Source organism: Streptomyces sp. Wb2n-11, from assembly GCF_001049855.1.
GTDB lineage: Bacteria > Actinomycetota > Actinomycetes > Streptomycetales > Streptomycetaceae > Streptomyces > Streptomyces altiplanensis.
The window spans coordinates 1,095,436-1,120,966 of the sequence record NZ_CVPB01000001.1; the positions used below are offsets into that span (position 1 = coordinate 1,095,436).

The window sequence follows — 25,531 nt, forward strand, 5'->3', positions numbered from 1 at the left end:
CGGATCTCCCGACAAGAAGGAAACTACACGGTGTAGTTCCGTAAGTAAACCGGGCAGGGCAAAAAGCGGCCCGTCATGAACGAGCGCCCACCGGGGCGCGGCGAGGACGGGGCCCCGGAGGGCATGTCACGTAAACTAGCCGGTGTAGTTTCGTTCGATCCACGCCGGCCGGCGCGATCCGAGGAGTGAGCCGCCATGACGTCCCCCGCCACCGCCGCCCGAACAGGGCGTCCCGCCAAGCGCACCGCGATCGACTGCGCCGCCCGCGCCGTCTTCGGCCGTGAGGGCTACACCCGCGCCAGCGTGGACACCATCGCGGCCGAGGCCGGGGTCTCCAAGCGCACCATCTACAACCACTACCAGGACAAGGAGCAGCTCCTGCTGAGCGTGCTCCAGGAGAGCACGCACGCGGTGGCGGCCCATCAGGAGGAGCTGATCGACCAGCACCTGACCGGCCCGGCCGACCTGAGAACCGAGCTGATGGTGCTCGGCCGCGCCCTGGCCGCTCCGCAGAGCGGGTTCGAGGGGCACTTCGCCCTGGTGCGGGTCATCTTCGCGGAAGCGCCACGACTGCCCTCCGAGGTCATCGAGAGCTGGCGCACCGAGGGGCCTCGACGCACCCAGGCACGACTCGCCCAGCACTTCACCACCCTGACGGCGGCCGGCCGGCTGCACACGGACGACCCCCAGGACGCCGCCGCCCACTTCACCCAGCTGGTCATGTCCGAGGCCTACGAACGGTCCTTCCACGGCGCCCTGCCGCTGCCGCAGGGCGAGCTGGACGCGCTGGTCGCCTCAGGAGTGGCCGCCTTCCTGCGGCTGTACGGAAGCGGGATCTGACCCCTTCCCCCGCGGGGCCGGCCGGCACCCCGGCGCGCCCCCGCGACGCAGCGCGGCAGTCGGCGGGTCTCACCGACCGCCGTGCCCCTTCTGCCACTTCCATGGTCGACGGTGAGGCCGCGCGTTCGGCCGCGCCGCACCCCCACGACCGCTTCGACGCAGTCGGCGAAAGCGGGATGGGGAGGGCCGGGAGACTTTTTGCTCCGCACGGTGTAGTTTACTTTCGAGCCGGGGCAGCATGCCCCACCGGCCCCATCCGTCTCTTCCGGAGGTAGACCATGACCACCCAGCCCCTGTCCCTCGCCGTCATCATCGGCAGCGCCCGCGGCGGACGCCTCGGCGACAAGGTCGGTCACTGGTTCGCCCAGCAGGCCCAGACCCGCGGCGACCTGACGGTCGATGTGATCGACGTCCTGGAGCACCCGCTGCCGATGTCCATGCCGGCGATGGGCGAGCAGCCGGCCGACCACGTGCGAACGGTCAAGGACGCCCTGTCCCAGCGGCTGGCGGCGGCCGACGCGTTCGTCGTCGTCACCCCGGAGTACAACCACTCCTACCCCGCCTCGCTGAAGAACATCATCGACTGGCACCTCCAGGAGTGGGCCGCCAAGCCGGTCGGCCTCGTGTCCTACGGCGGCATGGGCGGCGGCCTGCGCGCCGCCGAACACCTGCGGCAGGTCTTCGCCGAGGTACACGCCATGACGGTCCGCGAAATGGTCAGCCTGCACAACCCCTGGACCGCATTCACCGACGGCGAGGCGCCCCAGGGCGCGGACGCGGCAGCGAAGAAGCTGCTGGACCAGGTGGCCTGGTGGGGCAAGGCGCTGCGCACCGCGCGCGCCGAACAGCCCTACGCCCTCTGAACCCGCCCGCACCGCGGTGCCGTCGGCACGGACAGCGCCGTGGGACCCGTGCGGCTCCCACGGCGCCGGGGCGGCACCGGCGTCCGTTCCCGCAGCAGCCGAACGTCCGGAAGGTGAGGTTCCCATGCCGTCGGTCAGCTACAGCGACGCGGTCAACGAAGCCCTGGAACAGATGGACGACCTCGGGTACGAGCGCGGGCAGGGCGTGGACCTCGCCAACCACGGCCCGATGGGCGCCGAGGCCCTGGCCCTGCTCGGGCAGGAGGACGAAGTCGCCCGGTGGGTACGGCGCTACCGGGCCGCGATGGAGCACCACGAGCCGCCCGCCGCGCGCTTCGCCCTGGACCCCGCGGACGAGTCCTCCTGGCGCCCCGCGCTCGGGAGCTTCGACCGGGCCGGGGACTGGGAGCGGCTCTTCGTCCGCGAACTGGCCGGGGCGCACTGGCGCGAGGTGCTGGTCCGCTGGTGGCCGCGCCTGCTCCCGGGCCTGTTCGCCGGCCTGACCCACGGCCTCATCCGCACCGCGCACGCGGTACGCGGCCTGTACGCCGCCGCCGACAAGCCCACGCGGCTCCAGCTCGACGAGCTGGCCCGCGGACTGGCGTACTGGGCCGCCCGCCACACCGAGCTTCCCGGCCGCCCCCGGCTGCGCGGCCCCTACGGCCTGTCCGCCGCGGTCGCCGCGCTGCCCCGTGTGGCACAGGACGGCCCGATGGGTCCGGGCATCGCCCGCCGGCGGCTGGACAGCCTCGACGAACTGCCCGGCTACAACGCGTCGCTGGAATGGCTGGCCCCGGAGCAGGCGCCCCGGCTGCTGAGCGAGATGACGGCCCAGTTCGCCGACGTCTTCCTCGGCCACCCGAGGTCTACCCGGTCCCGCTGGTCCACGGCGTCACCGCACCGGCCGCCGTACGCATCCTGCTCCCGCACCTGCCGCACGAGCTCCACGAGCCGACGCTGGCCCGGCTGTGGCAGGTGCACACGGCGTTCCTGCTGGCCTTCACCACCGACCGGCGCGACGAGGGCACGGCGGCCTGGCGGTCGGAGGTCCCGGACCTGCCGCCGACGGACGAACTGGGCGCGCGGGCCGCCGAACACGGCGACGAGCACGTCATCAAGTTCACCGAGGCGTGCCTGCGCGAGTACGCCCTGCGGCCCGATCCCCGCTACCCGGCCGCCGCGTTCGCCGCGCAGCGCCGCATCCCCCGCCTGGACGCGGGCGGCGGCGCCGGGGGCGTCCGGCCCGGCAGGCCCTTTCCCGCGTAGCTCCGGGCCGGTCAGCGCAGGGCGCGCAGGCGCCTGCGCGCCGGACCCAGCGCCCGGCCCCGGGAGGACACGTCCGACCAGGGATTCGTGCGGGCCTGCTCCAGTACGGCGCCGGTGTCCGTCAACGCCCAGCTGCGCGCGGTCAGTTCCTTGTCGTCGAGCTGCCCCCACGAGAGGGGCACGGCGACCGGCGCGCCCTCCTTGGGCCGGACCGACCAGGGGGCGACGGCCGTCTGCGCGTAGGCGTTGCGCTGGACGTCGAGGTAGAGGCGGTCGCCCCGGGACTGTTTGCGTACGGCCGTGGTCAGCGCGTCCGGGTGGCGCTCGGCGAGGGTGTCCGCGACCTCCTTGGCGAAGGCGCGGGAGTCGTCGAACGTGGTGTTCCCGTCGAGGGGCACGATCACGTGCAGGCCCTTGGAGCCCGTGGTCATGAGCGTGGACGGCAACCGCAGCTGGTCGAGGAGTTCGCCGAGCCGGTGCGCCGCCTCCCGTACGGCCGGGAAGTCGTCCCCGGGAGGGTCGAGGTCGAAGACCAGCCGGTCGGGCCACTCGACGCGGTCGGCCCGCGAGAGCCAGCGGTGGAAGGTCAGGCACGCCTGGTCGGCCAGGAAGACGAGGGTGGCGCTGTTGTCGCACACGGTGTGCGTGACGGTGCCGCCCTCCTTGGGGACCCGCACCCGGCGCACCCACTCGGGGTAGTGGGCGGGGGTGTCCTTCTGCATGAAGCGCGGGCCTTCGGTGCCGTCGGGCCGGCGCTCCAGCATGAGGGGCCGGTTGCGCAGCTGGGGCACCATGAAGGCCGACATCCGCCGGTAGTAGTCGGCGACATCGGCCTTGGTGAGGCCGCAGTCGGGGAAGAGGACCTTCCCGGGCCGGTGGACGGTCACCGTGCGGTGTCCGGCCCGCACGGTCGTGGTGTCGTCGCTCATCGTCTCTCCTCCTGGGCCCGCTCCGGGCCGTACAGCCACAGCGGCCGTGTCCGAAAAAGCACGAGCGCGGGCCCGCCCCCGGTGGGCGGGCCCGCGCGGCGTGAGGAGGACGGCGGGGTGTTCAGGGCGCCCCGCCGGCCGCTCCCCGCCGCTCTCTCACCGTACGACCGCCTTCTCCGCCAGGAGCTTCACGGCGGCCGCGATCGAGTCCGCGTCGATGCCCGACGCGTTCAGCTGCTCCTGCTCCGTGGCGGAACCCGGCATGTTCCCCACGGCCAGGCGGACCAGCCGCGGCGCCGGGCGCCCGTCGGCGAACACCTCGGCGACCGCGTCGCCCAGGCCGCCCTGCGGGTGGTGGTCCTCCACCGTCACCAGGCAGCCGGTGGCCTCCGCCGCCGCCTGTACGGCGCGCTCGTCGACCGGCTTGACCGAGTACAGGTCGACGACCCGGACCGGCAGGCCGTCCCGGGCGAGCAGGTCGGCCGCGCGCAGCGCCTCGTGGACCGTCACGCCCGCGGCGAGCAGGGTGAGCCTGTCGTCGTCGCCGGAGCGCAGCAGCTTGCTGCCGCCGACCGGGAACTCCTCGTCGGGCCCGTAGAGGACGGGCATCGCACCCCTGCTCGTGCGCAGGTAGCGCACACCCCGGCTCTGCGCGTCGCCCTCCGCCATCGCGGCGACGAGGTGCGCGGTCTGGTTGGCGTCGCACGGGTACAGGACGGTGCTGCCGTGCACGGCGCGGAACATCGCGAGATCCTCGAGGCCCATCTGGGAGGGCCCGTCCTCGCCGATGGCCACTCCGGCGTGCGAACCGACCACGTTGACGCCGGCCCTGCTGACCGCCGCCATCCGCACGAAGTCGTGGGCGCGGGTGAGGAACGCCGCGAAGGAGGAGGCGTACGGGACGTAACCGCGCGTCTGCATCCCGACCGCCGCCGCGACCAGCTGCTGCTCGGCGATGTAGCACTCGAAGAACCGGTCCGGATGCTCCTTCGCGAAGAACTGCGCCCGCGTGGAGTCGCTCACCTCGCCGTCCAGGGCCACGACGTCGGGGCGTGCGGTTCCGAGTGCGGCGAGCGCCTCGCCGTACGCGTTGCGCGTGGCGACCTCGTCGCCCCGCTCGTAGCGCGGCAGTTCCAGGGGGCCTGCGGCGGAGGTGCCCGGACTCCGGTCGGCGTGCGGCTTGTTGACCTCCACCCGGACGAACCGGGGACCGCCGAGCTCCTCGATCGCTTCCCCCGCGTCCTTCAGGGGCTTGCCGTGCTTGCCTTCCTGGTCCTCCACGGCGGCGACGCCGCGCCCCTTGCGGGTGCGCGCGACGACCGCGGTGGGCCGCCCGGTGGTCGAACGCGCCTCGCCGAAGGCGGCGTCGACGGCCTCGACGTCGTGCCCGTCGACCTCGATGGTGTGCCAGCCGAAGGCGCGCAGCCTGCGGGTGTACGCCGCCAGGTCCCAGCCGTGCCGGGTGGGGCCGCGTTGCCCGAGCCGGTTGACATCGATGATCAGGGTGAGGTTGTCGAGGTGCTGGTCGGCCGCGTGCTCGACGGCCTCCCACACCGATCCCTCCGCCATCTCGCTGTCGCCGCTCAGCACCCACACGCGGTAGGGGACCTGGTCCAGGCGCTTGCCCGCCAGCGCCACTCCGACGCCGACCGGCAGCCCCTGCCCGAGCGAGCCCGTCGCCACGTCCACCCAGGGGAGCCTGGGCGTGGGGTGCCCTTCGAGGCGGCTGCCGAGCCGCCGGTACGTCAGCAGTTCCTCGTCGTCGACGGCGCCGGCCGCCCGGTACATGGCGTACAGCAGGGGCGACGCGTGGCCCTTGGAGAGGATGAACCGGTCGTTGCCGGGATGGTCCGGCCGGTCGAAGTCGTAGTGCAGGTGCCCGGCGAGGAGTACGGCCGCGAGGTCCGCCGCCGACATCGACGAGGTCGGATGGCCCGACTGGGCCGCGTCGGCGGCCCGTACCGCGTCCACCCTCAGCTGCTGCCCGAGCTGGATGAGCTGTTCGCTGTCCATGTCACTCCTTGTGGTCACTCCTCGTGGTCACCCCTTGTGCGTGATTGTCGTCCGGCCGCCCGCGTGCGCCGGGGACCTTGGCCAGTTCCGGTGACGAGGTGTCGAGCGGGACCGACCAGGACCGTACGAGGCCCAGCTGGACGGCCTGGCGCGGCAGTACGGCGTCGAGCGCCCAGTCGGCCGCGACCCGGATCCGGTTCCCCGGCATGGCGGCGAGGTGGTAACCGCGCGTCACCGCGCCCGCGACCGGTCCGGACAGGGGTACGCCGAACGGGTTGGCGGCGGCCTTGACCCCGCCGAGGTCCACGAGGAACCCCATGTCGTTGTGGCGGTACGCCTGCCGCTCCCCGTACCCCAGGGACGCGGCGACATTGCGGCCCGCCACCTTTCCCTGCCGAGCGGCGTGCTGCGCGGTCATCGGCGTGAACTCCCCCGGCCGGGTGAGGTCCGGCACGGCCGCGGCGTCGCCGCAGGCGAAGACCTCCGGGTGCCCGGGCACGTTCAGTTCGGGTTCGACGAGCAGGCGCCCGCGTTCGACCGGCAGGCCGACCTCGGAGACCAGCGGGTCGGGTCGCACGCCGACGCACCAGATCAGGGACTTCGTGCCGACGAACTCGCCGTCGTCCAGCCGGACCCCTTCCGGGGTGGCCTCCTTGACGGACGTCCGCGTCCGTACGTCGACCCCGCGCCCGCGCAGCACCCTGTCCGCGGTCTGCGACAGGCGCCGGTCCAGTTCGGGCAGGATGCGCGGCGCGATGTCGAGGAGCAGCCAGCGCGGCTTGTGCTTGGCGTGCCGCCAGGCACTCTGCTTGCGGACGAGGGCGTCGGTGAACATCTTGCCCTGGGCGGCGACCTCGGTCCCGGTGTAGCCGGCGCCGACGACGACGAAGGTGCAGCGCGCGGCGCACTCGTCGGGGTCGCCGGTGGCGGCGGCCAGTTCGATCTGGCGGGTCACGTGGTCGCGCAGGTAGAGGGCTTCGGGCAGACCCCGGAAGCCGTGGGCGTACTCGGAGACGCCGGGGATCGGCAGCAGCTTGTTGACGCTGCCGACGGCCAGCACGAGCCGGTCGTACTCCAGCTCGCCCGTGTCGCCCTCGGGGCCCGTGTAGTGCACGCGGCGCGACGCCAGGTCGACGCGGTCCGCCTCGCCGAGGACCAGCCGTACGCGGGGAAGCGTCCCCGGCAGCGACACCGTCACCCGGCGCGGTTCGAGGATGCCGGCGGCTACCTGCGGCAGGAGGGGGAGGTAGAGGAAGTAGTCGGTGGGGTTGAGGAGGACGATCTCGGCCTTGTCCCGGACCTCCCGGGAGAGGGTCTTCGCGGCCTGATGGCCCGCGAAGCCGGCTCCGACGATCACGATGCGGGGACGTTGACGGGTCACGCTTTCACCTCGTACACGGGGCGGTGGCGATGGACCTTCCCGGTGCCCCCGAGCCCGGGGGCCAAACACCGGGTGGCGCGGGTTTCCCCGGGCGCGCGCCGGTTACCCGCCCGCGGAAACCGTTCAGGCTGGAGGCACTTCCCATGACCGAGTTCGGATACTTCCTGTCGAGCGAGGAGTTCGGCCCCCAGGACCTCGTCGAGCAGGCGCGGATGGCCGAGCAGGCCGGCTTCCAGGCCCTGTGGATCTCCGACCACTACCATCCGTGGAACGAGGAACAGGGGCAGAGCCCCTTCGTCTGGTCGGTGATCGGCGCCCTGTCCGAGGCGGTCTCCCTGCCGGTGCAGACCGCCGTCACCTGTCCGACCGTGCGGATGCACCCGGCCGTGGTCGCCCAGGCCGCGGCCACGGCGGCCGTCCAGCTCGGCGAGGGCCGGTTCCGGCTCGGTGTGGGCAGCGGCGAGGCGCTCAACGAGCACATCCTGGGCGGCGCCTGGCCCAGCACCCGGGCACGGCTGGAGATGCTGGAGGAGGCCGTACAGCTGATCCGCAGCCTCTTCGACGGCAACGAGGTCAGTCACGAGGGCAAGCACTACACGGTGGAGAACGCCCGGCTCTACACCGTGCCCGACGAGCACGTCCCGATCGACATCTCCGCCTTCGGCCCCAAGGCCATGGCGCTGGCCTCGCGCATCGGCGACGGGCTGATCACCATGGCCCCCGACGAGGACGCGGTGACCCGCTTCCGGAGGGGCGGCGGCTCCAAGCCGGCCAGCGGCGGCACCAAGGTCTGTTACGGACCCGACCGTGACGCGGCGGTGCGCACGGTCCACCGGCTGTGGCCGAACGACCAGCTGCCCGGCGAACTGGGCCAGGTCCTGCCCGCACCACGCCACTTCGAGCAGGCGTCGACCCTCGTCACCGAGGACATGGTCGCCTCGAACGTGGTGTGCGGCGACGACGCCGACGCGCACGCGCGTGAGCTGCTGGCCTACGCCGACGCCGGTTTCGACCGGGTGTACGTGAATCAGATCGGCCCCGACCAGCGCGGCTTCTTCGACTTCTACCGCACGAAGGTGCTGCCGCAGGTACGGGGCACATGAGACCGCCGAAGCACGACGTCTCGCATCTTGAGATATGCGTCTCATATTCCGGCATGGCGGCGTAGCGTACGGCGTACCGCTTCCGCGAGAAGCCGAGAACAAGGAGTACGCCATGCCGGAGGAAACCGCGGTCTACACCCATGGGCACCACGAGTCGGTGCTGCGCTCGCACAGCCGGCGGACCGCCGCCAACTCGGCGGCGTACCTCCTGGACGAACTGCGGCCGGGGCTGGACGTGCTGGACGTGGGCTGCGGTCCCGGCACCATCACCGCCGACCTGGCCGCGCTCGTCGCCCCCGGCCGGGTGACGGCGGTCGACGCGGCCGGGGACGTGCTCGGGCGGGCGCGCGAGGTGGCGGCGGAACGCGGTCTGACCACCGTGGAGTTCGCGGTGGCCGATGTCCACGCGCTCGACTTCCCCGACGACTCCTTCGACATCGTCCACGCCCACCAGGTGCTCCAGCACGTCGGCGACCCGGTGCGGGCCCTGCGGGAGATGCGCCGCGTGTGCCGCCCCGGCGGCGTCGTCGCGGCGCGCGACAGCGACTACGCCGCGATGACGTGGTTCCCCCAGGTACCGCTCATGGACGAGTGGCAGCAGCTGTACGGCCGGGTCGCCCGCGCGAACGGCGGCGAACCGGACGCGGGCCGCAGGCTCCTGTCCTGGGCGCGGCGCGCCGGCTTCACCGACGTACGGGCCTCGGCGGCGGCCTGGTGCTTCGCCGCGCCGGACGAGCGCGCCTGGTGGAGCGGGCTGTGGGCGGACCGTACGACGGCATCCGTGTACGCCGAACTGGCGGTGGACGGCGGCCACGCGACCGCGGACGAGCTGGCGGCGATCGCGGGGGCGTGGCGCGAGTGGGGCGGCCGGGACGACGCCTGGTTCATGGTGCCGCACGGGGAGGTGCTCTGCCGCGCGTGACGTACCGGGGTACGGGCCGGCGCCTTGCGGGACCGGTGCGCACCAAGGGCATACGCCGGCCGGACGGCCGGGCCACCAACTACCCTGGCCCCCATGGAGATCCTCGGAACCACGCTGCGCATCTGCGTCGACGACCTGGAGACCACGGTGGCCTTCTACGAACGCCTCACCCAAAGCCGCGCCCTGCGCTTCGAGCGCGGCGGGGTCTCCGTCGCCGCGGTCGGCTGCTTCCTCCTGATGAGCGGCCCCGAGTCCGAACTCGAAGTGCTGCGCAAGGTGTCGGCCACCATCGCCGTCAAGGACGTCGACGAGGCGGGCGCGGCCCTGGCCGGGGCCGGCGCCCGCATCATCGCGGGCCCCGTCCCGACCCCGGTGGGCCGCAACCTGATCGCCGCGCACCCCGACGGCTCGGTCTTCGAGTACGCCGACCGGCGCGCGGCCGTCTGACCGCCGGCTACTCCGCCGCCGGCCGCATCCGGTAGTCGTACGCCTCGGGCAGCGGCTCGTCGCCGGCCACCGCCGCCCACACCTCGCCCAGCACCTCCGCGCCCTCGCGCAGGTCGGGCACCTCGAAGCCGGCGTCGAAGAGCGCACGGGCGCCCTCCCTGTCCCCCTCGGCGACGAGGAGCTGGGCCTCGACGAGCCGGAAGCGGCCGCTCTCGCGTACGGCGGGGAGCAGCCCCTCCCAGACGGCGCGGGCCGCCTCCGGACGCTGTGCCGCGAGAAGCGCGGCGATCGCCTCGCGGCCGAGGGCGGCCGTCGCCGCGGTCCACGCCTCGCCGTCGGCCCGCTCCTGTCCCTCGCCGTCGGCCCGCTCCTGCCGGAGGAGGTCGTCGAACGCCTCGGCGTAATGGTCGGCGGCGCGCCCGGAGTTGCCCGCCTCCCGGTCGGCGACGGCGAGGCAGCGCAGCAACGGCCAGCGAGCGGAGGCCAGTTCGAGCCCCCGCTCCCAGCTGCGCACGGCCTGGGCCACGTCGCCCGCGTGCCACTGGGCGACCCCCAGGTGGTATTCGGTGAGGGGCTCCGCCGGCGCCGTCTCCAGCATGTCCCGCCAGTGCGGCGCGACCAGCGACGGGCCCGGCAGGGTCACCTCGCGCGAGGCCGGGAAGGTGCCGCTGCGCTCCAGCTCCAGCCACGGCAGCTGCTGTTCGCCGAGCGTCGCCTCGTCGAAGGGCGTGCCGGGGAGCACCAGTGCGGCGCGCACGACTTCGAGCGCGCCCCAGCCGGAGCCGGTGGCGAGCGACTCGCCGGGCTCGTGGTCGGCGTACGGCCGCCACGCCTCGTAGGCCGCCTCCACCCGCGCGCGCGGCAGCGCGTCCTCCAGCCGGGCCCCGGCCTCCGCGCGGGCCGCCGCCCAGTCCTCGCCGTGCACCGCCCCCGGGTCGGCGGCCAGCGGACCGTACGCCTCCAGCCAGCTGAACTCGGCGCCGGCCTCCAGCGGTACGTGCTCCAGCTGGGTGCGGGCGAGGCCGGCCTGGATCTCGGCGTACCCCGGGGTCCCCGGTTCGGTCAGCCACTGCTGCCAGCGCCGTCCGCCGCGGCCCGCACCCCACAGGAACAGTTTGCGGCCGCGCAGCAGGTCCGTGGAGGTCTGGACGAGCCCCCGTCCGTCGGCGTCGAGCGAGGCGATCCACTTGCGGGCCCCTTCGGGCACCTCGTAGAAGTAGTCGGCCGGGAACTCGCCGCGCAGCGGGTACGTGCGGTCGATGCCGTCGCCGTGGGACTCCGGCACCGGCACGCGCCGCAGGCGGCGTTCGTACCCGAAGTGCCAGGCTTCGTCCGCCGGGGCGAGCACCCGGGTCCCCTCGTCCTCCGGGACCGCGATGTTGGACCACCAGTAGGTGGGTACGGTCCGCTCGTGCGGGTTGCGTATGCGTACGCCGACGTACAGGAAGTCGGAATCGGCCGGCAGCCACAGGTCCACCTGGAAGGGCAGGTCGCGCAGCCGTTCCCACTCCCAGAGCCTGACCATGTCGCCGCCGTCGGGGGCGGGGACGACCGCGGCGTGCAGCGGGGCGCAGGACAGCGCCGTGTGCCCGGTGGCGCCGATGTTCCACTCCAGCCCGCCGGAGAACCAGGCGCCGTTGAGCGCGAAGTCGGCGGGCTGGAAGACCGGGTTGCGGTAGAGCAGTTCGCGCCCCGACGGCTTGTGGAACAGCGAGTGCACGCGCCCGCCGAGCCCCGGCAGCACGGTCGCGCGCAGCCGGTCGTTCTCGATGACGATCGCGTCGAGGTCCGTCTGCGCGCGCTCGCGTCCGTATCCGTCCAGGACGCGTACGGGCAGGAGGGTGCGCAGCGGTTGGTAACCGGCCTGGCGGGCCATGTCGCGCGGCAGCAGCGCGCGCGAACGCTCGTCGATGACGTGGGTCTCGTCGAGGGGGCGGAGTACCGGCAGCGGGTTCTCCGGCCCCAGAGGGGCGGCGGGCAGGGTCAGTACGGCACGTCGCACGGTCGTGGCCAAGGCAGTCTCACTCCCTCACACGGGCCGCCGTCCACCGGCGCCCGACGCCCATCCGAACACGGCGGACGCCTCTGTGACCAGGGGGTCCTGAGGAGGACCGCCGAGGGTCAGCGGCGCATCTCCGAGGTGATCGCCCACCGTTCGTGGTCGCGCCAGGCGCCGTCGATGTGGATGAAGTCCGGCGAGAAGCCCTCCAGCCGGAACCCGGCCCTGCGGACGAGCGCGATGGACGCCTTGTTCGCGGGCTGGATGTTGGCCTCCAGCCGGTGCAGGCCCATGGGGCCGAAGGCCTGGTCCATGACCAGGCCGAGGCCCTCGCTCATCAGGCCGCGGCCCGCCGCGTGCGCGAACGCGCCGTAGCCCAGCGCGCCGCACAGGAAGTTGCCCCCGACGATGTTGTTGATGTTGATGAAGCCCGCGATGCGGCCGTCCGGGCGCTCGTACACCAGGAAGCCGGCCCGCGCCGGGTTGTCGATGAGCAGGCTGGCGTAGGCGGTGTACGCCGCGGGCCGCTCCGGCGGGAAGAGCCACGGGTGGTGCAGGCTCCTGCTCTCGCGCGCCGACGCGGTGAACTCGTCGGCGTCGGCGTGGCCGAAGTGCCGCAGGCCCACGCGCGGGCCCTCGGCGAGGCAGGGGGCGCGCTCGGGGCTCTCGGACATTCCTCCAGGCTACTTCCGCCCTCCCCGGCGCGCGTGACCGGGCGTGCGGCGGGGAGCGCCGTCAGCCGAGCGAGCCCCTGGTCACCGGAAGCTCCAGGACACCGGTGTCCTCGGGGGTGCTGGTGACCGTCACCGGCCTGACGCCCCGGTTGCCGTAGTACGCGAAGGCGGGGCCGGTGTCGGTGCCCTTCCTGCCGTGCGGGTAGCGGTCGAACCGGGCGAGGATGCGCCGGCCGACGTAACTGGTCTCCAGATCGTCCCGGGCGAGGTCGAGTTCACCGGCTGCGGGGCCGGTGAGGCCGCCGCTGTGGCCCCAGGACTGCCGGATCATGCGGGTCTCGGTGCCCTGGGCACCTTACCGACCGGTCGGTATCGGCGCCCGTCATGCTGGGACCCGCGTCGTACGGCTGTCAACGGACGCGGCCGGGGCGGATGCCGGAGAAGCTGTGGAGAACGGCCGGACCGGTCCCGGCCACGACTTCGGGAAGAGCGCTGTCGGACCCGGCTGTTACGTTCCGGGAATGACGAAACGTGTTCCCTTCACCGGTGGCGAGAAGGAAAGTCTCCGGGCCGCCCTGGACCGGCACCGTGATGCCGTGCTGTGGAAGCTCGACGGCCTCGACGACGAGCAGCTGCGCCGGCCCATGACCCCGTCCGGGACCAGTCTGCTGGGCCTGGTGAAGCACCTGGCGAGCGTCGAGTACGGGTGGTTCTGCACCACGTTCGGGCGCGAGAGCGAGCCGATGTGGTTCGAGCCGCAGGACGACATGACGGTGACGGACGACGAGTCCACCGCGGACATCGTGGAGTTCTACGGCCGCGCACGGGCCGCCGCCGACCGGGCGGCAGCCGAGCTCGGCCTGGACACGCGGGGCAGGTCGTGGTCGGGCAGCACCGTGTCGATGCGCTGGGTGCTCATCCACATGCTGGAGGACACCGCGCGGCACGCGGGCCACATGGACATCATGCGTGAGCTCATCGACGGGGCGACGGGCGACCACCCGGGGACCTGAGCGCCTGCCGCCTCACCGCAGCGCGGGCACGTCGAGGGTGAGGGTGCGGGTGTCCGTGTCGAGTACGGCGGGTACGCCGAGCGGCATGGTCAGGGCGGTCGAGCAGTGCCCGAAACCCAGCTCCTCGACGACCGGCACCCCCAGGGAGCCCAGCCGGTCGTGCAGCAGCGTCCGCACCTCCTCCTCGTACGGGCCGCACCCCTCCCACGAGCCGAGGGCGATGCCCGCCACGCCGTCCAGCCAGCCGGAGCGCAGCAGCTGGGTGAGGATCCGGTCGAGGCGGTACGCCTCCTCGCCGATGTCCTCGACGAGCAGCAGACCGCCGCGGGCACCGGGTCTGGCGTACGGAGTGCCCAAGTCGGCGGCGAGCAGGCTGACGCAGCCGCCGAGCGTGATGCCGCGCGCCCGGCCGGGGGCCAGGACGCCCGCCGCCTCCAGGCCGAGCGTCATGACCGACTCGGGCTCGAAGAGCGTGGCCCGCAGCGAATCCTGCGACGGGCCGTCCTTGAGGAAGGGAACGCTCGCGGCCATCGGCCCGTGCAGCGTGGCCAGACCCAGCCGTACGGCGAAGGCCTCGTGGAGGGCGGTGATGTCGCTGTAGCCGACGAAGACCTTGGGTCCGGCCGCGCGCATCGCCGCCCAGTCGACCAGGTCCACCATGCGCTGGGATCCGTAGCCGCCCCGCGCACAGATCACCGCGTCCACCGAGGGGTCGCACCAGGCCTCCTCCAGGTCCCGGGCCCGTGCCTCGTCCGTTCCCGCCAGGTACCCGAACCGCCGGTGCACGTCCAGCACATGGGGGCCTGTCACCGGTTCGAGGTCCCAACTCCGCAGGATGTCGAGGCCCTCTTCGAGCCGCTCCTCGGGAACGGGCCCGCTGGGGGCCACGACGGCGACCCGCGCCCCCGCCCTCAGCCGCGCGGGCCTGGTCAGAGGCGTCAGAGGCATCGGAGGCATCCGAGGAACAGGGGTCATGTGGTGAGCTCCAGAGAGGGTACGTCGTCGCGGTCGATGCCGAAGGTCCGCACATAGAGGGAGAGTTCGGCCTCCAGTGCGCGGGTCATGGTCTCGGCCCTGCGGAAACCGTGTCCCTCCCCCTCGAAGGCGAGGTACGCGTGCGGGATGCCGCGTCCCGCCATGCGCTCCAGGAACCTCTCGCACTGCGCGGGCGGGCAGATCACGTCGTCGAGCCCCTGGAGCAGCAGGAACGGTGCGGTGATCCGGTCCGCCCGGTGCACGGGCGAACGGTCGCGGTAGCGGTCGGGACAGGCGGCGAGCGGTCCGACGAGGCTCTCCAGGTACCGCGACTCGAAGTCGTGGGTCTCGCCCGTCGCCCAGCCCTCCAGGTCGAGGATCGGGTAGATCACGGTGCCGCAGGCATAGACGTCGGTGCCGGCCAGCGAGGCCGCCGCCGTCCAGCCGCCCGCGCTGCCGCCGCGGATCGCGAGCCTGCGCGGATCGGCCGTGCCCTCCTCGGCCAGGGCGACGGCGACGGCGGCGCAGTCCTCGACGTCCACGACGCCCCACTGTTCGCGCAGCCGGTCGCGGTACTCGCGTCCGTACCCGGCGGAGCCGCCGTAGTCGACCTCGGCGACGCCGATGCCGCGCGAGGTGAAGTAGGCGATCTCCAGGTCGAGTACGAGCGGGGCGCGCCCGGTCGGCCCGCCGTGCGCCCACACCACGTACGGCGGCAGCTCGTCGCCGGGGGCGACGCGGCCGGGGTTGTGCGGCGGGTAGATGTGGGCGTGGATCTCGTGGCCGTCGGGTCCGGTGAAGACGCGGATCTGCGGCTCGGGATAGAAGGCGGGGTCCACCGGGTCGTCGTGCGCGGAGCCGATGACCCGGGTGTGCCCGGTGAAGGTGTCGAGCTCCATGACCTCGTACGCGCTGCGCGGGCTGGCGGCGACGCCGACGACCCGGCTCCCGTGCACGGCGAGCGTGGGGGCCCACTCGGTCCAGGGGCCCGCCGAGTCGACGACTTCGCAGCTCTCCGGGTCGAGAATGCCCAGCGCTGTGGTGCCGCTGCCGTGGATGACGGCGATCAGGCCGTTGTCCAGCGGGTGGAACCAGCGCAGGCCGATCTTCCAGAGCGGCCCGGCGAACTCCTCGGCGCGGGCGCAGAGCGGGACCACCGCTGCCCCGTGCGGGTCCGCGCGGTACAGGTTCCACCACCCGCCGGCGTCACTGGCGTAGAGCAGCTGTCCGTCGGCGGTCCAGTCGACCTGGGCGATCGACTCCTCGGGTCCGCCGAGGAAGCTCCGCGGGTCGCGGAAGGTGCCGTCCTCGGCGACGTCCGCGAGGATCACTTCCGTGCCGTCCCAGGGCATCCGGGGGTGGTCCCAGGCGATCCAGGCCGCCCGCAGTCCGTCCGGGCAGACGCGGGGGCCGGTGACGAAGCGATGCGCGCCGTCGGAGAGTTCCCGTACGGCAGCGCGGTCCTCGGCGGCGGAGCCGTCGAGCGGTACGGCGACGATGACGCGCCGTACGTCGGTGGGGGCCTCGCCCGTGAACTCCTCCATCACGCACCACACTTCGCCTGCCGCGCCCCGGCCCGTGCGCAGCTGCGGGTCGACCCAGCGCAGTCCGCCGCCGACGGCCGAGACGGGGGTGAGGGGCCGGGGCTCGGCGCCGGGCATGTCGGGTTCGTACGCGTAGAGCCGCTGGTCGGGGAAGTGGACGAAGACGACGAGCGGGCCGCCCGCCGCGCGCTGGGTGCCGGCCCAGGGCAGGCCGCCGTACTCGACGACTCTGCTGCGTACGTTCCAGGGGGCCGGCAGAACCGATTCCTCGGCGCCGTCCGCCCGTCGGCGCACCAGCGCGCGCCGTCCGCCCTCGGTGGGGCGCGGCGCGGTCCACCACACCTCGTCGCCGATCATCCCGACGTACTCCGGGTGCCCGCCGTGCGAGGCGGCGAGCCCGGCGCCGATCGGCGACGGCCAGCTTCCGTACGGCCCTGTGGGCACCATGCCTTCCAACTCCCCGAACTGTGGGATCTGCTGTGCGGTCTGCTGTGCGGCCTGCTATGCGGTCTTCAGGTAATGGTCGAGCACCCGCACGCCGAAGTGGAGGGCCTCGACCGGAACGCGTTCGTCCACGCCGTGGAAGAGCGCCCCGTAGTCGAAGTCGGCGGGCAGCTTCAGCGGCGAGAAGCCGTACCCCGTGATGCCGAGCCGGGAGAACTGCTTGGCGTCCGTGCCGCCCGACATGCAGTACGGCACGACGTGCGCGCCGGGGGCGAAGTGCTCCACCGCGGCGCGCAGTTTCGCGTACGTCGGCGAGTCGGTGGGCGCCTGGAGGGCGGTCTCCCGGTGGTGGAACTCCCAGTCCACCAGGTCTCCCGTGAGCAGGTCCATGGTCCGGCGGAACTCCTCCTCGCCGCCGGGCAGGAACCGTCCGTCGACGTAGGCGGTCGCCCGTCCCGGGATGACGTTGACCTTGTAACCGGCGTCCAGCATGGTCGGGTTGGCGCTGCCCCGCACCGTCGCCTCGACCAGCGCGGCGGCCGGGCCCAGCTTGTTGAGCAGCGCGTCCACGTCGAAGCCGGGCGCGTCGAAGTCCGGTGCGTCGAGGTGGTGCAGGGCGGCGAGCTCGGTGAGGGCGGCCCGGACGGTCGGGGTGAGCCGCACCGGCCACTCGTACGCGCCGATCCGGGCGACGGCGGCCGCCAGCCTGCTCACGGCGTTGTCCCGGTTGACCTTGGAGCCGTGGCCCGCCGTGCCGACGCCGGTGAGCTTGAGCCAGCCGGTGCCCCGCTCCCCCGCCGCGATCGGGTAGATCTCCATGCCGGGGCCCGCGTGGAAGGTGTAGGCGCCGGATTCGCTGATGCCTTCCGTACAGCCCTCGAAGAGCTCGGGGTGCTCGTCGGCGAGGAAACCGGAGCCGTCGGCCGCGCTGGCCTCCTCGTCGGCGGTGAAGGCGAGCACGATGTCGCGGCGGGGCCGCGTGCCGGAGCGCGCCCAGGCCCGTACGACGGCGAGGACCATCGCGTCCATGTTCTTCATGTCGACGGCGCCACGGCCCCAGACCACGCCGTCGCGGACCTCCCCGGAGAAGGGGTGCACGCTCCAGTCGGCGGGCTCGGCGGGTACGACGTCGAGGTGGCCGTGGACGAGGAGGGCGTCGGCGGACGGGTCCGTGCCGGCGATCCTGGCCACGACGTTGGTCCGTCCGGGGGTCCGTTCGAGCAGGAGGGGGGCGAGCCCGGCGCCGGCCAGCCGCTCGGCGACGTACTCGGCGGCCGGGCGCTCGCGGCAGTCGCCGTCGCCTCGGTTGGTGGTGTCGATCCGGATGAGGTCGGACGTGAAGGTCACGACCTCGTCGAGCGCGAGCGCGTCGACCGTTCCCCCGTCGGCCGGCTGGTGGTCAGCCATACTGCTCCTCCACTGCGGCCGAGACGATCGTCGTCACGGCCTTGAACGTACGAATGCCCTCATACATCGTCCCGCTGGTGTACGCGACACGCCGCTCTCCGGTCGCCTCCACCCCCGGTACCACGGTCGCGACGCCCGAAAGGTGCTCCGCGTCGAATTCCAGCTCCACGGTGAACGGGCCGCCGCGCACCGGTTCGTGGCGCACGGCGAGGGCCGTCGCCTCCTTCGCGGCGGCCCTGATGTCGGCGGCGGTGCGGGCCGGGGTGCGGCACACCGCGGCGTACCGCGAGACGTGGTCCTTGACCGCGACCTTGCGGGCCCGGGGCGCGTAGCCCTCGGCGTCCTCGCAGGTCAGGTCGTCGCCCGTGACGAGGACCACCGGTACGCCGTACTCCGCGACGACGTGGGAGTTGAGCAGGCCCTCACTGGCCCGCTCGCCGTTGACCCACACGCCCGTGATGGAGTTGGCGAGGTAGGTGTGCGCGAGGACGCCCTCGGTGCCGGCGCCGGTGTGGTAGCCGACGAAGGCGATGCCGTCCACGTCCCCGTGCTGCACGCCCTCGACCATGCTGAGCGACTTGTGCCGGCCCGTGAGCATCTCGACGCGCTCGTCGAGGTGCTCCAGGAAGAGGTTGCGCATGGTCCAGTGCGCCTCGTTGACGAGCACCTGGTCGGCGCCCCCGTCGAAGAAACCGAGGACGGCCGCGTTGACGTCGGACGTGAACAGGGAGCGGCAGCGCTCCCACTGCGGTGTGCCCGGCAGCACGTCGGCGGGCCAGGTGACACCGGTGGCGCCCTCCATGTCGGCGCTGATGAGGATCTTCATGAATCAGCCGTCTCCTCGCAGGTCATGCCGCGTCACGTTACGCGCCGGGCCCCCGCCGGGCCAGAGCCACATGCGAGTTCAGTGGTCCAGTCCTCTGCGAGGGGAGGGCGCGGGGCGGGCGAGGGGAGAGCCAGGGGGCCGGTCAGTCCTCCGGCCCCTCGACCAGAACCACCTCCAGGGTGCGCGGGCCGTGCACGCCCTCGACCCGGTCCAGCTCGATGTCGCTGGTCGCCGAGGGGCCCGAGATCCAGGTCAGCGGCCGGCGGGGATCCAGCCGCTCCAGGGCCTGGGGCACCGAGCCGACCACCTGGTCCGGGACCCGTACGACACAGATGTGGTGATCGGGCACCAGAGTGATCCGGCGCCTGCCCTGGTCGGGGCCGCCGTCCAGAACGATCGTGCCGGTCTCGGCGATCGCGACCGCGCAGCCCGTGACCACGCTGTCCACGGCGTCGAGCTGACGCGTGGTGCTCGCCTCCCGGTCGTGCACCCGGACCGGGTCCGCGGAGGCCAGCCAGTGCGGCGGGAGCCCCGGCGGTACGAGCACCGACTGCGCGCCGCGCTCGGCCAGGAGCCGCACCAGCAGGCCCTCCAGCCCTGCCGGGTCCGTCCGGTGCACGACCGCCCGGTAGTCCGCCAGGTTCTCCGCGAGCAGTCCGACCGTCTCCTCGGTACTCCGGTCGCCGTGCACCCGCAGGTAGCCGCGCTCCACCCGTACGTCCTGCGGCCGCTCGCCGGCCGGTACGTCCGCCAGGGCCCGGCGCACCCGCGCCAGCACCCGCTCCCTGCTGCCACCAGTACCGCTGCCGCTGCTCACTTGGCTCCTCCGCGGGTGCGCTGCCACCAGTCCCTGAACGGTTCCGCGGGCAGCTCGGGCAGTGCTCGCGTGTCGCTCCACGCGCGCCCCGGCCCCGGCAGCCGCTTCGGATGGATGCGGCGGGTACGGGACGCCAGCCGCTGTCCGGCCCGCAGCGCGCCCGGGTGGTCCAGCGCCCAGCGCGCCGCGCGCATCGCCGCGCGCTCCGCCGTGTGCCCCTTCGCGGGCCTGATCGTGACCCGCGCCCCGTTCCTGGTCACCGTCCCGCCCTCCACCACCCGCTCCCGCAGGTGCACCAGCACCTCCGGGATGTCGATGGCGACGGGGCACACCTCGTAGCAGGCCCCGCACAGCGACGACGCGTACGGCAGCGAGGCGTCGACCTCGCTCCCCGTACCGCGCAGCTGCGGGCTGAGGATCGCGCCGATCGGCCCCGGGTAGACCGAGCCGTACGCGTGCCCGCCGGCCCGCTCGTAGACCGGGCACACGTTCAGGCACGCCGAGCAGCGGATGCAGCGCAGCGCCTGGCGCCCCACCTCGTCGGCCAGCGTGTCGGTGCGGCCGTTGTCCAGGAGCACCAGGTGGAAGTCGCGCGGCCCGTCGCCGTCCGTCGTACCGGTCCACATGGTCGTGTACGGGTTCATCCGCTCCGCCGTCGAGGAGCGGGGCAGGAGCTGCAGGTACACCTCCAGGTCCCGCCAGGTCGGGACGGTCTTCTCGATGCCGACGACGGAGATCAGTGTCTCGGGGAGGGTCAGGCACATCCGCCCGTTGCCCTCGGACTCGACCACGACGAGGGTGCCGGTCTCCGCCACCATGAAGTTGGCGCCCGAGATGCCGACCTTGGCGCGCAGGAACTTCTCCCGCAGGTGCAGCCGGGCCGCCTCGGCCAGTTCGGCCGGGGTGTCGGTCAGTCCTTCGGGGGCGGCCCGCCCCCAACTCCCCATCTCCCGCGCGAAGATGTCGCGGATCTCGCCCCGGTTGCGGTGGATGGCGGGCACCAGGATGTGCGACGGCCGGTCGTCGCCGAGCTGCACGATCAGCTCCGCGAGGTCGGTCTCGTAGGCGCGGATGCCCTCGGCCTCCAGCGCCTCGTTGAGGCCGATCTCCTGCGTGGCCATCGACTTGACCTTGACGACCTCGTGCTCCTGCGTGTCGTCGCCGACGGCCGCCTTCACCAGCCCGGTCACGATCCGGTTGGCCTCCTCGGCGTCCGCGGCCCAGTGCACGGTGCCGCCGGCCGCCGTGACCGACTCCTCCAGCTGGACGAGGTAGTGGTCGAGATGGCGCAGCGTCCGGTCCTTCACGTCCTTGCCGGCGGCGCGCAGCTGCTCCCAGTCGTCCAGCTCGGCGACGGCCCTGGCGCGCTTGTCGCGGATGGTGTGCGTGGCGTGCCGGAGGTTCCTGCGCAGCGTCTCGTTGCCCACGGCCTCCCGCGCGGCGGCCGGGAACGCCGGCATCCCCAGGTACGTACCGCTCGTACCGCTCATGTGTACGGCTCCTCCTCGGTCGCGGCGAGGATCTCCGCGATGTGCACGGGCCGCACCGCGGACCCCTGCCTGGTGAGCGTCCCGCCGATGTGCATCAGGCAGGAGTTGTCGACGGTGCACACCGCCCCGGCGCCCGTGGACTCGATGTTGCGCACCTTGTCCGCGCCCATCGCCGCCGACACGGCGGCGTTCTTCACGGCGAACGTGCCCCCGAAACCGCAGCACTCCTCCGCGCCCGGCAGTTCGCGCAGCTCCAGCCCCCCGACCCGCTCCAGCAGCCTGCGCGGCCGGTCGCGCAGGCCCAGCACGCGCAGCCCGTGGCAGGTGGGGTGGTAGGTGACGGGGTGCGGGAACCAGGCACCGACGTCGGTCACACCGAGGACGTCGACCAGGAACTCCGTCAGTTCGTACGTCTTCGGCACGGCCCGCGCCGCGGCGTCCGCCAGTGCCCGGCCGCGCCCTTCGGCGACCGCCCTGGCACCGATCCGCGGGTAGTTGTCGCGGACCATCGCGGCGCAGGAACCGGAGGGCGTGACGACGTACTCGTAGTCGGCGAAGGCCGCGTCGTACCGCCGCACCAGCGGCTCGGTCTCGTGGCGGTAGCCGGTGTTGAACTGCGGCTGCCCGCAGCAGGTCTGGGCCTGCGGGAAGTCCACCTCCACCCCCAGCCGCTCCAGCAGCCGCACGACGGCCTGCCCGGTGCGCGGATAGAGCGTGTCGTTCACGCAGGTGATGAAGAGAGCTACGCGCACGTCACATCCTCCTCCCCCGGCAGCCTGTGCCGATCCGGTCCGCGGCCTCGTCCCATGCGGAACGATCACCCGCCGGACGGTAGTACCGCAAGGGCTGGGTGGCGCGCAGCAGGGCCCGCAGCCCGGCGAGTCCGCCGCCGACCGCCCCGGCCGCGCGCGCCTGGACCAGTACGTTGCCGAGCGCCGCCGCCTCGGCGGGGCCCGCGACGACCGGCAGGCCGGTCGCGTCCGCCGTCAGCCGGCACAGCAGCGTGTTGTGCGCGCCGCCGCCGACGACGTGCACCGTACCCGCCGTCCGGCCGGACAGCGCCTGGGCCTCCTCGACGGCCGCGCGGTGGGCCAGGGCGAGCGAGTCGAGCACGCAGCGGGTGGTCTCGACGGGTGTACGGGGCTCCGGCTGCCCGGTGCGGGCGCAGGCCCGTGCGATACGGCGGGGCATGTCGTCCGGCGCGAGGAAGCCGGGATCGCCCGCGTCCACGACCGAGCGCAGCGGGGCCGCCCGCGCCGCCCCGTCGAGGAGGGCGGCGAGGTCCTGCGGACCCCCCTGCGCCTCCCAGGTGCGCAGGCACTCCTGCAACAGCCACAGCCCCATGATGTTGCGGAGGTAGCGGACGGTGCCGTCCACCCCCAGCTCGTTGGTGAAGTTCGCGGCCCGGGACGCCTCGGTGAGCACCGGCCGGTCGAGTTCGAGCCCGGCGAGGGACCAGGTCCCGGTGGCGATGTACGCGAAACCGCCCCCGTCCGCCCCCTCGTCCGCGGGGACGCCCACCACCGCCGACGCCGTGTCGTGCGAGCCCACGGCGGTCACCGGGACGGGGCCGGTCAGTCCCGTCTCGGCCAGCACCTCGGGCCGCAGCACTCCGGCCGGGTCGCCGGGGCTGCGCAACGGCGGGAACAGTCCGAGGTCGATGCCCAGGCGCGCGGCGACGACGGGCGACCAGGTGCGGGTGCGCGGATCGACGAGCTGGGTGGTGGAGGCGTTGGTGATCTCGGTGCCCGCCTCGCCCGTCAGCCAGTACGAGATCAGGTCGGGGATCAGCAACAGCTGCTTCGCGGCGGCGAGTTGTGGCGTCCCCTGGGCCGCGACGAGCTGGAAGACGGTGTTGAACGGCAGGTGCTGGAGTCCCGTGGCGGCGTACAGCTCCTCGGGCGGCAGCGCGGCGGCGACCTTCTGCGGGGCGCCGTCGGTCCGGGTGTCCCGGTAGTGCACGGGGTTGCCGAGCAGGGCGCCGCCGGCGTCGAGCAGCCCGTAGTCCACCGCCCAGCTGTCGATCCCGACCCCCGCCAGCCGGCCGCCGGCCGCCGATCCGGCCGCCCGCAGACCGTCGAGCACGCCCCGGTAGAGGGCGAGGACGTCCCAGTGCAGCGTCCCGCCGGTCCTCACGGGCCGGTTCGCGAAGCGGTGCACCTCCTGGAGGTCCAGGGTCCCGGGCCCGACCCGGGCGACCATGACGCGTCCGCTGGAGGCGCCCAGGTCTACGGCGGCGAAGGTGTGGGTGGATGGCATGAGTTCCTCGTGGAGTGCGGCGGGGTGGGGACGGGGCGGGGCGGGGCGGCGGAGCTGTTCCCCACCCCGTCCCGCCCCGGACCGGGGCTGCGGCCCGGGCCCCGCTCCTCGAACGCCGGAGGGGCGGCAAGCTGCCGCACGGGCACATCCGGCGCAGCCGGATCAAGCCCGTCCGGCGATTGAGGACACGCCCGGGGGCGTCCGGGGCCGGGGCCTGCCCCGGTGCGGGAAGGGACGGCGGGGTGGAGCAGGGCGGGGACCAGCCGGAGCGTTACCGCAGGAACGCCGCCGCGACCCCCGCGTCCACCGGGATGTGCAGCCCCGTCGTGTGTGTGAGCTCACCACCCGTCAGCGCGAACACCGCGTTCGCGACGTGCTCGGGCAGCACCTCCCGCTTCAGCAGCGTCCGCTGGGCGTAGAACTCGCCCAGCTTCGCCTCCTCCACCCCGTAGACGGCGGCGCGCTGCGCGCCCCAGCCGCCCGCGAAGATGCCGGAGCCCCGCACCACCCCGTCCGGGTTGACGCCGTTGACCCGGATCCCGTGCTCGCCGAGTTCCGCGGCGAGGAGCCGCACCTGGTGCGCCTGGTCGGCCTTGGTGGCCGAGTAGGCGATGTTGTTCGGTCCGGCGAAGACGGAGTTCTTGGAGGCGATGTAGACGATGTCGCCGCCCACGCCCTGCGCGATCATGACCCGTGCGGCCTCCCGCGAGACCAGGAAGGAGCCACGCGCCATGATGTCGTGCTGGAGGTCCCAGTCCTTCGCCGAGGTGTCCAGCAACGGCTTGGAGACGGAGATGCCGGCGTTGTTGACCACCAGGTCGACCCCGCCGAACGCCAGCAGCGCCTCCCGGAAGGCCCCGGTGATCTGCTCCTCGCTCGTCACGTCGACCGTGACCGCGACCGCCCTGTCCGGCCCGCCCAGTTCCTCGGCGGCCTCCGCCGCCTTCCGTGCGTCGAGGTCGGCGACCACGACGCACGCGCCCGCCGCGACGAGCCGGTGCGCGATCGCCCTGCCGATGCCGGAGCCGGCGCCGGTGACCAGCGCGATCCGCGTCGCAAGGGGCTTGGGCTGCGGCATCCGCCGCAGCTTGGCCTCCTCCAGCTCCCAGTACTCGATGCGGAACTTCTCCCGCTCCTCGATCGGCGCGTACGAGGAGACCGCCTCCGCGCCCCGCATCACGTTGATCGCGTTGACGTAGAACTCGCCCGCGACCCGCGCGGTCTGCTTGTCCTTGCCGAAGGAGAACATCCCGACGCCGGGAACCAGCACGATCGCCGGGTCCGCGCCCCGCATCGCGGGCGAGGTGGGTTCCGCGTGCCGCTCGTAGTACGCGCGGTACTCCTCGCGGTACTCGGCGTGCAGTTCCTTCAGCCGGTCCACCGCCTCCTCCAGGGGCGCGGACGCCGGCAGGTCGAGCACCAGCGGCCTGACCTTCGTGCGCAGGAAGTGGTCCGGGCAGGAGGTACCCAGCGCGGCCAGCCGCCCGTGTTCGGCGCGGGAGACGAAGTCCAGTACGGCGTCGGAGTCGTCGAAGTGGCCGACCTGCGGCCGGTCGGCGCAGGCGAGCGCCCGTACGTACGGGGCGAGGGCGGCCGCCTTCTCCCGGCGTTCGGCCCCGCCCAGCGGCTCGTACCCCTCCAGCACCGGCCCGAAGGGCTCGGGGCGGCCCCGCTCGGCGAGGAAGGCCTCGGCGGTGCGGATGATGTGGAGCGAGTTGGCCTCGCACTCCTCGGACGTGTCGCCCCAGGCCGTGATGCCGTGCCCGCCCAGAACGCAGCCGACCGCACCGGGGTTGGCCTCCTTGACCGCGGCGATGTCCAGGCCGAGCTGGAAGCCGGGCCTCCGCCAGGGCACCCACACCACGCTGTCGCCGAAGCACTCGGCGGTCAGCTTCTCCCCGTCCGCCGCACAGGCCAGCGCGATCCCCGAGTCGGGGTGGAGGTGGTCCACGTGGGCGACGTCGAGGAGTCCGTGCATGGCGGTGTCGATCGAGGGGGCCGCGCCGCCCCTGCCGTGCAGGCAGTAGTCGAAGGCGGCGACCATCTCGTCCTCGCGCTCGACGCCCGGGTACACCCCGGTCAGTGCGCGCAGCCGGTCCAGGCGCAGTGCGGCGAGCCCCTCCGCCTCGAGCGTGCCCAGGTCGCCGCCGGACCCCTTGACCCACATCAGCTCGACGTCGCCGCCGGTCACCGGGTCGACGGCGGTGCCCTTGGCCGACGTGTTGCCGCCGGCGTAGTTGGTGTTGCGCGGATCGGCTCCCAGCCGGTGGGAGCGCTCCAGCAGTGCGTCCACCGCTTCATGCTGCCGTGCCATACGGA

Annotated in this window: 21 protein-coding genes and 1 pseudogene; 7 read left to right on the forward strand and 15 right to left on the reverse strand. The window is 73.3% G+C overall.

All coding sequences use genetic code 11. The features are described 5' to 3' along the window. Nucleotides 1-195 precede the first annotated feature (195 nt). The 3 genes from BN1555_RS04820 to BN1555_RS40110 all read left to right on the forward strand — a co-directional run bounded on the left by BN1555_RS04820 (nucleotide 196) and on the right by BN1555_RS40110 (nucleotide 2,969). On the forward strand, nucleotides 196-840 hold the full coding sequence (locus BN1555_RS04820; protein ID WP_093798162.1) for a TetR/AcrR family transcriptional regulator: 645 nt from the start codon (nucleotides 196-198) through the stop codon (nucleotides 838-840). A gap of 278 nt (nucleotides 841-1,118) precedes the next feature. Next, on the forward strand, nucleotides 1,119-1,703 hold the full coding sequence (locus tag BN1555_RS04825; RefSeq protein WP_093798164.1) for an NADPH-dependent FMN reductase: 585 nt from the start codon (nucleotides 1,119-1,121) through the stop codon (nucleotides 1,701-1,703). Between the two features lie 783 nt (nucleotides 1,704-2,486). Next, nucleotides 2,487-2,969 carry a questin oxidase family protein gene (locus BN1555_RS40110; RefSeq protein WP_255305881.1) on the forward strand — a complete coding sequence of 161 codons (483 nt, stop codon included), beginning with the start codon at nucleotides 2,487-2,489 and terminating at the stop codon, nucleotides 2,967-2,969. An 11-nt stretch (nucleotides 2,970-2,980) separates the two neighbouring features. Here the strand turns inward: BN1555_RS40110 and ligD are convergent, their stop codons facing one another. The 3 genes from ligD to BN1555_RS04845 all read right to left on the reverse strand — a co-directional run bounded on the left by ligD (nucleotide 2,981) and on the right by BN1555_RS04845 (nucleotide 7,292). Beyond that, nucleotides 2,981-3,898, reverse strand: a complete 918-nt coding sequence (gene ligD / locus BN1555_RS04835) for a non-homologous end-joining DNA ligase (RefSeq protein ID WP_093798166.1) — start codon at nucleotides 3,896-3,898, stop codon at nucleotides 2,981-2,983. A 156-nt stretch (nucleotides 3,899-4,054) separates the two neighbouring features. Beyond that, the gene (locus BN1555_RS04840) at nucleotides 4,055-5,911 is read right to left on the reverse strand and encodes a transketolase (RefSeq protein ID WP_093798168.1); all 1,857 of its coding nucleotides are present in this window, start codon (nucleotides 5,909-5,911) and stop codon (nucleotides 4,055-4,057) included. Between the two features lies 1 nt (nucleotide 5,912). Next, nucleotides 5,913-7,292, reverse strand: coding sequence for an NAD(P)/FAD-dependent oxidoreductase (locus BN1555_RS04845; protein WP_255305882.1), 1,380 nt, complete (start codon nucleotides 7,290-7,292; stop codon nucleotides 5,913-5,915). A gap of 143 nt (nucleotides 7,293-7,435) precedes the next feature. On the opposite strand from BN1555_RS04845, the gene BN1555_RS04850 reads away from it, so the two are divergent. The 3 genes from BN1555_RS04850 to BN1555_RS04860 all read left to right on the forward strand — a co-directional run bounded on the left by BN1555_RS04850 (nucleotide 7,436) and on the right by BN1555_RS04860 (nucleotide 9,764). Further along, the gene (locus BN1555_RS04850) at nucleotides 7,436-8,395 is read left to right on the forward strand and encodes a TIGR03557 family F420-dependent LLM class oxidoreductase (RefSeq protein WP_093798172.1); all 960 of its coding nucleotides are present in this window, start codon (nucleotides 7,436-7,438) and stop codon (nucleotides 8,393-8,395) included. A 112-nt stretch (nucleotides 8,396-8,507) separates the two neighbouring features. Further along, nucleotides 8,508-9,317 (forward strand): class I SAM-dependent methyltransferase, encoded by an 810-nt coding sequence (locus BN1555_RS04855; RefSeq protein ID WP_093798174.1) that lies wholly within the window; start codon nucleotides 8,508-8,510, stop codon nucleotides 9,315-9,317. A 93-nt stretch (nucleotides 9,318-9,410) separates the two neighbouring features. Beyond that, nucleotides 9,411-9,764 (forward strand): VOC family protein, encoded by a 354-nt coding sequence (locus BN1555_RS04860; protein ID WP_093798176.1) that lies wholly within the window; start codon nucleotides 9,411-9,413, stop codon nucleotides 9,762-9,764. 7 nt (nucleotides 9,765-9,771) lie between these two features. On the opposite strand, the gene BN1555_RS04865 is transcribed toward BN1555_RS04860, so the two are convergent. From BN1555_RS04865 to BN1555_RS04875, 3 genes and pseudogenes are all read right to left on the reverse strand, one after another. Then, complete coding sequence (locus BN1555_RS04865; protein ID WP_093798178.1) at nucleotides 9,772-11,778, reverse strand: DUF5107 domain-containing protein; 2,007 nt, start codon at nucleotides 11,776-11,778, stop codon at nucleotides 9,772-9,774. A 107-nt stretch (nucleotides 11,779-11,885) separates the two neighbouring features. Beyond that, on the reverse strand, nucleotides 11,886-12,437 hold the full coding sequence (locus tag BN1555_RS04870) for a GNAT family N-acetyltransferase (RefSeq protein ID WP_093798180.1): 552 nt from the start codon (nucleotides 12,435-12,437) through the stop codon (nucleotides 11,886-11,888). Nucleotides 12,438-12,591: 154 nt separating this feature from the next. After that, nucleotides 12,592-12,789, reverse strand: a pseudogene (locus BN1555_RS04875) (peptidase S15); the annotation flags it as partial. Between the two features lie 169 nt (nucleotides 12,790-12,958). On the opposite strand from BN1555_RS04875, the gene BN1555_RS04880 reads away from it, so the two are divergent. Further along, nucleotides 12,959-13,450, forward strand: a complete 492-nt coding sequence (locus BN1555_RS04880) for a DinB family protein (RefSeq protein WP_093803188.1) — start codon at nucleotides 12,959-12,961, stop codon at nucleotides 13,448-13,450. A gap of 12 nt (nucleotides 13,451-13,462) precedes the next feature. Here the strand turns inward: BN1555_RS04880 and BN1555_RS04885 are convergent, their stop codons facing one another. The 9 genes from BN1555_RS04885 to BN1555_RS04925 form a co-directional block, all read right to left on the reverse strand. After that, entirely contained in the window at nucleotides 13,463-14,398 is a 936-nt protein-coding gene (locus tag BN1555_RS04885) for a S66 peptidase family protein (protein ID WP_093803189.1), read from the reverse strand. A gap of 23 nt (nucleotides 14,399-14,421) precedes the next feature. Next, complete coding sequence (locus BN1555_RS04890; protein ID WP_093798182.1) at nucleotides 14,422-16,416, reverse strand: S9 family peptidase; 1,995 nt, start codon at nucleotides 16,414-16,416, stop codon at nucleotides 14,422-14,424. 54 nt (nucleotides 16,417-16,470) lie between these two features. After that, the gene (locus BN1555_RS04895; protein WP_093798184.1) at nucleotides 16,471-17,820 is read right to left on the reverse strand and encodes a M20/M25/M40 family metallo-hydrolase; all 1,350 of its coding nucleotides are present in this window, start codon (nucleotides 17,818-17,820) and stop codon (nucleotides 16,471-16,473) included. Next, a complete protein-coding gene (locus BN1555_RS04900; protein ID WP_093798186.1) occupies nucleotides 17,813-18,646 on the reverse strand; it encodes a M55 family metallopeptidase in 834 nt (277 codons plus the stop codon). Before BN1555_RS04900 ends, BN1555_RS04895 begins: the two co-directional genes overlap by 8 nt. A 142-nt stretch (nucleotides 18,647-18,788) precedes the next feature. Then, the gene (locus tag BN1555_RS04905; RefSeq protein WP_093798188.1) at nucleotides 18,789-19,463 is read right to left on the reverse strand and encodes a LutC/YkgG family protein; all 675 of its coding nucleotides are present in this window, start codon (nucleotides 19,461-19,463) and stop codon (nucleotides 18,789-18,791) included. Beyond that, entirely contained in the window at nucleotides 19,460-20,953 is a 1,494-nt protein-coding gene (locus BN1555_RS04910; RefSeq protein WP_093798190.1) for a lactate utilization protein B, read from the reverse strand. Before BN1555_RS04910 ends, BN1555_RS04905 begins: the two co-directional genes overlap by 4 nt. Further along, on the reverse strand, nucleotides 20,950-21,705 hold the full coding sequence (locus tag BN1555_RS04915) for a (Fe-S)-binding protein (RefSeq protein WP_093798192.1): 756 nt from the start codon (nucleotides 21,703-21,705) through the stop codon (nucleotides 20,950-20,952). Before BN1555_RS04915 ends, BN1555_RS04910 begins: the two co-directional genes overlap by 4 nt. Nucleotide 21,706: 1 nt before the next feature. Further along, nucleotides 21,707-23,212, reverse strand: a complete 1,506-nt coding sequence (locus BN1555_RS04920) for a rhamnulokinase (protein ID WP_093798194.1) — start codon at nucleotides 23,210-23,212, stop codon at nucleotides 21,707-21,709. Between the two features lie 271 nt (nucleotides 23,213-23,483). After that, nucleotides 23,484-25,526, reverse strand: a complete 2,043-nt coding sequence (locus BN1555_RS04925) for a bifunctional aldolase/short-chain dehydrogenase (protein ID WP_093803190.1) — start codon at nucleotides 25,524-25,526, stop codon at nucleotides 23,484-23,486. Nucleotides 25,527-25,531: the final 5 nt, after the last annotated feature.